Source organism: Stenotrophomonas sp. YJH_SMC_37 (assembly GCF_059370035.1).
In genome coordinates this window covers 57,983-66,204 of record NZ_JCAFTG010000017.1, presented here as the reverse complement: position 1 = coordinate 66,204, position 8,222 = coordinate 57,983, and the positions used below count along the sequence as shown (strand labels likewise).

The 8,222-nt window shown below is 65.0% G+C and carries 8 protein-coding genes; 6 read left to right on the top strand and 2 right to left on the bottom strand.

What is annotated here, in order from left to right; genetic code table 11:
• The 4 genes from AC5P8J_RS18545 to AC5P8J_RS18530 form a co-directional block, all read left to right on the top strand.
• Positions 1-110 (top strand): IS3 family transposase (locus tag AC5P8J_RS18545; RefSeq protein ID WP_288037892.1); only part of this gene is annotated, 110 nt, incomplete at its 5' end.
• 539 nt (positions 111-649) lie between these two features.
• Complete coding sequence (locus AC5P8J_RS18540; protein WP_021203180.1) at positions 650-1,513, top strand: pirin family protein; 864 nt, start codon at positions 650-652, stop codon at positions 1,511-1,513.
• 120 nt (positions 1,514-1,633) lie between these two features.
• Entirely contained in the window at positions 1,634-2,353 is a 720-nt protein-coding gene (gene aqpZ / locus AC5P8J_RS18535; protein ID WP_260808413.1) for an aquaporin Z, read from the top strand.
• A 197-nt stretch (positions 2,354-2,550) separates the two neighbouring features.
• The gene (locus tag AC5P8J_RS18530) at positions 2,551-3,009 is read left to right on the top strand and encodes a hypothetical protein (RefSeq protein WP_188250365.1); all 459 of its coding nucleotides are present in this window, start codon (positions 2,551-2,553) and stop codon (positions 3,007-3,009) included.
• Positions 3,010-3,128: 119 nt separating this feature from the next.
• Here the strand turns inward: AC5P8J_RS18530 and AC5P8J_RS18525 are convergent, their stop codons facing one another.
• Positions 3,129-3,980, bottom strand: coding sequence for a pirin family protein (locus tag AC5P8J_RS18525; protein ID WP_019662177.1), 852 nt, complete (start codon positions 3,978-3,980; stop codon positions 3,129-3,131).
• Positions 3,981-4,195: 215 nt separating this feature from the next.
• On the opposite strand from AC5P8J_RS18525, the gene AC5P8J_RS18520 reads away from it, so the two are divergent.
• Together AC5P8J_RS18520 and AC5P8J_RS18515 are read left to right on the top strand one after the other, a co-directional pair.
• Entirely contained in the window at positions 4,196-6,277 is a 2,082-nt protein-coding gene (locus tag AC5P8J_RS18520; protein WP_227854364.1) for a carbon starvation CstA family protein, read from the top strand.
• The gene (locus AC5P8J_RS18515; protein ID WP_005410613.1) at positions 6,277-6,501 is read left to right on the top strand and encodes a YbdD/YjiX family protein; all 225 of its coding nucleotides are present in this window, start codon (positions 6,277-6,279) and stop codon (positions 6,499-6,501) included. Before AC5P8J_RS18520 ends, AC5P8J_RS18515 begins: the two co-directional genes overlap by 1 nt.
• A 420-nt stretch (positions 6,502-6,921) precedes the next feature.
• On the opposite strand, the gene AC5P8J_RS18510 is transcribed toward AC5P8J_RS18515, so the two are convergent.
• A complete protein-coding gene (locus AC5P8J_RS18510) occupies positions 6,922-8,172 on the bottom strand; it encodes a DUF819 family protein (protein ID WP_021203179.1) in 1,251 nt (416 codons plus the stop codon).
• Positions 8,173-8,222 lie beyond the last annotated feature (50 nt).

Below are 8,222 nucleotides of genomic sequence, written 5' to 3'. Positions count from 1 at the left end.
TGGTGGAATACATCCAGTACTACAACCAAGAGCGAATCAAATTGAAATTGAAGGGCCTGAGCCCGGTACAGTACCGGGAGCAGGCCCAACAGGCCCAATCGGCCGCCTGACCCCTGTCCAAGTCTCGGGGGTCACTTCACCTTGGGGGCTTGGCCGCGGCATCCATGCCGCGGACACCCCGCAACCCGACACCGCCCCACCCCTGACAGTTTCCCGGTGACGGTGGGTGAACTGCGATGACTGGTAGGTGTCGACCTTGGTCGGCACGGATCATTGCGAACTGGTGGGTGTCGACCTTGGTCGACACCAGGAGCGAAGCGACCGGCGTTTGCTTTTGATTTTCTTTTTCTTCTCCGTGGCTGGACAGCACACGGAAACTGTCAGAGGCCGGGCGGGTGGGTTGCGCAGGGGCGTGAGCCGCATGGATGCGGCGATCGAGCTTACATGGACGTACTTGCAGCGTCCCCTGCGCCACCCACCCGCCCGGCCACGCGCGGCTTCTGCTTTTGCTTCTGCCTTCAGCGACCAACCAGCCAGCCACGAGGGGCTGCGCCGTTGGCTGGAACAACCTGTTACCCATACGGGGCATGTACCCGTCACAGCTGCATGCGATGCTGACCACCTGATCCCTGCCAGCGAGAACGCCCGCATGACCACCATCATCGCCCCGCGCGTGCACGACATCGGCGGCCTCGAAGTCCGTCGCGCCGTCCCCACCCTGCAGGCGCGCAGCATCGGCTCGTTCGTGTTCGTCGACCAGATGGGCCCGGCACTCATGCACCCCGGCACCGCCATCGACGTGCGCCCGCATCCACATATCGGCCTGGCCACCGTGACCTACCTGTGGTCGGGCGCGATCGGCCACCGCGACACGCTGGGGTCGGACCAGGTGATCCGTCCCGGCGACGTCAACTGGATGACCGCTGGTCGCGGCATTGCCCATTCCGAGCGGACACCGCAACCGGACCGCGCCCACGACAACCCGATCCACGGCATGCAGACCTGGGTGGCGCTGCCGAAATCGCACGAGGAAATCGAACCGGCCTTCTACCACCATGCCGCGGCTACACTGCCCGAGCAGCGCCGCAACGGTGCCTGGCTGCGGGTGATCGCCGGCCGCGCCTATGGCGAGGAATCGCCGGTGAAGGTGTTCGCCGATACCCTCAACGTGGCGATCGATCTCGACCCGGATGCGGAGATCGATATCGATGACGGCCACCGCGAGCGCGCGCTGTACATCCTCGAAGGCGACGCACAGCTGGATGGCGTGGACATCCCTGCACAGCATCTGGTGATTCCCGAGGCCGGCGCACGCGGCCGCCTGCGCGCGAAGACGCCGGTGAAGGCGATGCTGTTCGGTGGCGAGCCGCTGGATGGCCCGCGCCACCTGTGGTGGAACTTCGTATCCAGCTCGAAGGAGCGCATCGAGCAGGCCAAGCACGATTGGGAGGCCGGCCGATTCGGCACCATTCCGGGCGACGACAAGGAGTTCATTCCGCTGCCGCAGTATTGAACATCGCGTGTTGCACACATCCGAGGGTGTATCCCTGCACCCGGCGTTGACGCTACAGTCACCCGCTGAGCACTGAAATGTGACATAAATCACACTTTCGCCCTCAAAGGAGTGCAACACATGAGCATGGGTAAACGCTTGTCCGCCGAATTCCTCGGCACGTTCTGGCTGGTGTTGGGCGGCTGTGGCAGCGCGGTGCTGGCCGCCAAGTTCGGTGGCGACGGCAATCCGCTGGGTATCGGGTTCCTCGGCGTCGCCCTGGCCTTTGGCCTGACCGTGGTGACCGGCGCCTATGCGTTCGGCCATATCTCCGGCGCGCACTTCAATCCGGCAGTCAGCGTCGGCCTGTGGGCCGGCGGCCGCTTCCCGACCAAGGACCTCGTGCCGTACATCATCGCCCAGGTGGTTGGCGGCCTGCTGGCCGGCTTCATCCTGCTGCAGATCGCGTCGGGGGCCAGCGGCTTCGCCATCGATGGCAGCCAGGCCGGTGCGTTCGCCAGCAATGGGTATGGCGCGCTGTCGCCTGGCGGTTACAGCGTGGCAGCGGCCTTCCTGTGCGAAGTGGTGCTGACCGCCGTGTTCCTGATCGTGATCATGGGCGCCACCCATGGCAAGGCGCCGGCTGGCTTTGCGCCACTGGCGATCGGCCTGTCGCTGACCCTGATCCACCTGATCAGCATCCCGGTCACCAACACCTCGGTGAACCCGGCCCGTTCCACCGCCGTGGCCTTCTTCGCCGGCAGCGGCGCAGTAAGCCAGTTGTGGCTGTTCTGGGTCGCCCCGCTGCTGGGCGGCGCGATCGGCGGCATCATCTACAAGTGGATCGGCAACGACCGCTGAGGCCTGTGCGCACCATTGCGGCCGACCATCGGCCGCAATGGTTACGTCTGCAACTTCGATTTGTGCGATCGCTCACGTTCCGTTAAGGTTGAGTTGACCGTCCGTGCACACGCCGGGCGGGGCGGCATCCGGGGATGGGATGCCACAGCCGCCAGTCCTTCTGGTGGAGCCACACGACCGACCACCTTGGGGGATGCATGAAGTTCGCGCCTGTAGTGTTGTCGAGCCTGCTGTTCGCCGCAGCCCAGGCTGCCGCGCAGGCTCCCGCGGAATGTCCTTCGTTGCCGGCCAGCAGTGGCCTGCAGTGGCAGCAGCAGGTGTTGGCCGACCTTCTGGTCTGCCGCGCCAGCACCGGGGATGGACGCGAGGTACTGAGCCTGATGCTCAGCGCGCGTGACCCCAATATTCCGTTGAACCGGGCACTGCGCCAGGAAAAAGGCAGCTTCGGCGGTGAACCACTTTACTGGTACCAGCCCGATCTCGGTGGCCAGCAGCCGCCCGGCTATGCCGAGCGCCGCATCAGCGTGGTCAAGCTGGACAAGAAGCGCTACGCGCAGATTTCGCTGTACCCGGACAGCGCCCAGGAGCTGGGCTCGCTGCAGCAGTTGGCGCAGGGCATGAGCCTGACCCCGTCAGCCGTGGCCGCGGGGCGCTGAAGGTGACGGGGATGACTGCCTGGCAGCATCCCCGCAGGATCCGACTCGCGGGACGTCCGCCGGGCGTGGCCCGGCGGCGTTGCCGGCTTCTTTCGACGGGCCATGCCCGGCGCAATCCATCAGAACTTGCCTTCCTGGAAATCGACGAAGGCCTGCATCAGTTCCTGCCGCGTGTTCATCACGAAGGGGCCATGGCGCATCACCGGTTCGCGCAGCGGACGGCCGGCAACCAGGATCAACCGCGCGCCTTCACTGCCCGCCGAGAGGTGCAGTTGCTCGCCTCCGCCCAACACTGCCAGTTCCTGGCGTGCAACGTCGCGCGCAGCGTCCTGCTCGCCCACCGTCAGCCCGCCCTCGAACACGTAGGCAAAGGCGTTGTGCCCTTCCGGCAGCGTGTAGGTCCAGGCCCGATCAGGCGCCAAGGTGATGTCGAGGTAGAGCGGATCGGTGGCCGGTTGCACGATCGGACCCCGGGTGCCGTCCACGCTGCCGGCAATCACCTTCACTGTCACACCCGGCTCCGGCTGCACCACCGGAATCCGCTCGGGCGCGAATTCCTGGTACTTCGGGTCAGTCATCTTCTCCTTTGCCGGCAGGTTCACCCACAGCTGGAAGCCGCGCATCTGCCCGCTTTCCTGCTCGGGCATCTCCGAATGCACCAGGCCACGCCCAGCGGTCATCCACTGCACGCTGCCCGGGGTCAGCAGGCCTTCGTTGCCGTGGTTGTCGCGATGCCGCATGCGCCCGTCGAGCATGTAGGTGACGGTCTCGAAACCGCGGTGCGGATGTTCCGGGAAGCCGGCGATGTAATCCTCGGCGCGGTCGGTTCCGAATTCATCGAGCAGCAGGAACGGATCCAGATCGGGCAGCGTGGGGCCGCCGATGACGCGGGTCAGGCGCACGCCAGCACCGTCGGAGGTGGGCAGGCCACGGATGGTGCGCAGCACGCGGGCCGGTTCGGGAAGGCTCATGGCGACTCCTGTTGGATGGATGCCAGTGAAGATGGACGCCATACGGCCGTACGCCAATGGATGGCGCCGCAACCGATTGTTCCATCCCTGATGTTCGCTGCACGTCAGCACAACGAACGTACGACCAAAGTACTACCGCCGATTCGTCCTGCGCCAATTGACCCTGTCGAAGGCAAGCGGGACTCTTTGACTGTCTTTCCGGGAGAGAGCACCTCATGAAAGGGTTTTCAAAACTGGGCTGGGCGGTACTCGCCCTGCTCGGCGCATTCTGTCTGGGCACCGTGGCACTGCGCCGCGGCGAGCACATCAATGCGCTGTGGATCGTCGTCGCTGCGGTTTCGCTGTACCTGGTCGCCTACCGCTTCTACAGCCTGTTCATCGCCAACAAGGTGATGCAGCTGGATCCGACCCGGGCCACCCCGGCGGTGATCAACAACGATGGCCTGGACTACGTGCCGACCAACAAGCACGTGCTGTTCGGCCACCACTTCGCCGCCATTGCCGGCGCCGGCCCGCTGGTCGGCCCGGTGCTGGCCGCGCAGATGGGCTACCTGCCCGGCCTGCTGTGGCTGGTGGTGGGCGTGGTGCTGGCCGGCGCAGTGCAGGACTTCATGGTGCTGTTCCTGTCCAGCCGTCGCAACGGCCGCTCGCTGGGTGACCTGGTGCGCGAGGAGATGGGCCAGGTACCCGGCACCATCGCCCTGTTCGGTGCGTTCCTGATCATGATCATCATCCTGGCGGTGCTGGCGATGGTGGTGGTCAAGGCGCTGGCCGAAAGCCCGTGGGGCATGTTCACGGTGATCGCGACGATGCCCATCGCGATCCTGATGGGCGTCTACATGCGCTATATCCGCCCTGGCAGGATCGGCGAGATCTCGGTGGTCGGCCTGATCCTGCTGCTGGCCGCAATCTGGTACGGCGGCAAGGTCGCCGCCGACCCGGTGTGGGGCCCGGCGTTCACCTTCACCGGCACCCAGATCACCTGGATGCTGATCGGCTACGGCTTCGTCGCCTCGGTGCTGCCGGTGTGGCTGCTGCTGGCCCCGCGCGACTACCTGTCGACCTTCCTCAAGATCGGTACCATCATCGCGCTGGCCGTCGGCATCCTGATCGTGATGCCGGAACTGAAGATGCCGGCGCTGACCCAGTTCGCCGCCAGCGGTGATGGCCCAGTGTGGAAGGGCGGCATGTTCCCGTTCCTGTTCATCACCATCGCCTGCGGTGCGGTGTCGGGCTTCCATGCGCTGATTTCGTCCGGCACCACGCCGAAGCTGCTGGCCAATGAAGCGCACATGCGCTACATCGGCTACGGCGGCATGCTGATGGAATCGTTCGTGGCGGTGATGGCGCTGGTGGCGGCCTCGATCATCGACCCGGGCATCTACTTCGCGATGAACAGCCCGGCGGCGGTGATCGGTGCCGATGCGGCCTCGGCGGCGCACTACATCACCAACACCTGGGGCTTCACCATCACGCCCGAACAACTGACCGCGACCGCGGCGGCGATCGGTGAACCGACCATCCTGCATCGCGCCGGTGGCGCGCCAACGCTGGCGGTGGGCATCGCGCAGATCCTGCACGAAGCGATTCCCAGTGGCAGCGACGCGATGATGGCGTTCTGGTACCACTTCGCGATCCTGTTCGAAGCACTGTTCATCCTGACCGCAGTGGACGCCGGCACCCGCGCCGGACGCTTCATGCTGCAGGACCTGCTGGGCAATTTCGTGCCGGCCCTGAAGAAGACCGAATCGTGGACCGCCAACATCATCGGCACTGCGGGTTGCGTGGCACTGTGGGGCTACCTGCTCTATACCGGCGTGGTCGATCCGTTCGGCGGCATCCAGACGCTGTGGCCGCTGTTCGGCATCTCCAACCAGATGCTGGCTGGCATCGCGCTGATGCTGGGCACGGTGGTGCTGTTCAAGATGAAGCGTGACCGCTATGCGTGGGTCACCGGGGTACCGGCGGTGTGGCTGCTGATCTGCACCACCTATGCCGGCTTCATCAAGATCTTCGACAGCAACCCGGCACAGGGGTTCCTGGCCCAGGCACACAAGTTCCAGGCTGCCATTGCCAGCGACACCATCACCGCACCGGCCAAATCGGTGGCGCAGATGAAGCAGATCGTGGTCAATGCCTACGTCAACACCGGCCTGACCGCGCTGTTCCTGCTGGTGGTGGGCGCTGTGCTGGTGTATTCGATCAAGACCATCCTGGCGGCACGCCGCAATCCGCAGCGCAGCGACCGCGAGACCCCTTACGTGGCACTGAAGCCGCACGAAATGGTGGATCTGTGATGAGCACGCAACTGGTTCCCGCCGGCCAGTACCAGGCGCACCGCCGCATCTGGCGGCGCCTGGTGCAGACCGCACGTCTGTGCTGTGGCATTCCCGATTACGACAACTATGTCCGGCACATGCTGGAAAAGCACCCGGACCAGGAGCCAATGGACTACAAGACGTTCTTCCGCGAACGCCAGGAAGCGCGCTACGGTGGGCGCAATGGTGGCCGCTGCTGTTGAGGGTTGGGTGCCGGGCTTGCAGCCCGGCGCCCGCAGAGGCAACTGCAACTGCAACGGCGAAAGCGTCGGCTCTGGTTTTCCGTGAATTTGGCGGGGTGGTGTCGGATGGCGGGAAGCCGTAAACCCGTCCTTGGGGGCTTGGCCGCAGCATCCATGCCGCGGACACCCCGCCATCCGACACCACCCCACCTTCGACAGATTTCCGTTGACGGCAAGAAGCATCAGGGGGCAGATCCGTTTCCGCGGGGAAACGGATCTGTCCTTTCTTTGTTCATGGATACCCATGAAGTGCATCCACGCATGACGTGGATCTATCCGGTGGCAGGCAAAAAGAAAGCCGAGCGTGGGCTCGGCTCTGCACGGGGAAAGCGTGTCCACGGCAATTGCCGTGAACACGCAACATGATCGTCAGCTCAGGACTCAGCCGCCGGCCATCCACTTCAGGATCAGGCCGGTGACATACGCCAGCCCGGTGCCGGTGGCATAGCCCACCGTACCCAGCAGCACGCCCACCGGCGCCAGCGTCGGGTGGAACGCTGCTGCCACCACGGGAGCCGAAGCGGCTGCGCCGATGTTGCCCTGCGAACCAATGGCGAAGAAGAACAGCGGCGCGCGCAGCAGCTTGGCCACCACCCACAGCACCAGCACGTGGGTGGCCATCCAGATCGCGCCGAGCAGGAACAGCCACGGCCTGTCCAGCAGCGACAGCAGGTTCATCTGCATGCCGATGCAGGCAATCAGGAAGTAAAGGAACACCGTGCCCAGCCGCGAAGCGCCTGCCGCTTCCAGCCGGCGCGCACGGGTGAAGCTCAGGCCCAGGCCCATCGCCGTGGACAGCAGGATCACCCACACGAACTGGCTGTCCAGGCTGAACTGGCTGGCCCAGCTGATATTGGCCTTGAACCAGCCCGACAGCGGCGCGGCGATGGCGTGGGCCAGGCCGACGCCACCCAGAGCCACGCCGACGATCACCATCAGGTCGGTCATGCTGGGAATGCGCGCGTTCTGTGCCTCGTAGGCGCTGATCCGTGCCTTCATCTCGTCGATGGCGCGGGTATCGGCCCCGTTGCGGGTGTCGATCTGCTGCGCGCGGTTGGCCAGGAACAGCAGGATCGCCATCCACAGGCTGGCACAGGCCACGTCGACCACGGCGAACTGGCCGAAGGTGGTGGCGTCGGTGCCGAACACCTCGCGCATGGCCACCATGTTGGCGCCGCCACCGATCCAGCTGCCGGCCAGCGCGGCCATGCCGGCCCAGGTATCACCGGCCACGGTTTCCGGGTGGATCAGCTTCATCAGCTGGAACGAGACGATTGCGCCGAGCATGATGCCAGCGGTACCGGCACAGAACACGAGCAACAGCTTCGGGCCGAGCTTGATGACGCCCTTCAGATCGATCGACAGGGTCAGCAGGACCAGTGCAGCCGGCAGCAGCACGTCACGCGCGACCGGGTTGTACAGCGAGGTGTTGTGGCCATCGATGACACCGGCGGTGTTGTAGATGGCGGGAATGAAGTAGCACAGCAGCAGCGCCGGCACCCAGGCGAAGATCTTCTTCAACAAGGGGGTCGGACCACTGGCAGCCCAGAAGATCAGGGCCAGGGTGGCGGCGATCAGGCCCAGTCCAACGATATCGTTGCTGATCAGGGCGGTAGCGGGTTCGGTCGGCATGGGATCCTCTGTCGATCGAAAGAGCGGAAAAAAAAGCGCCGCATAAAGCG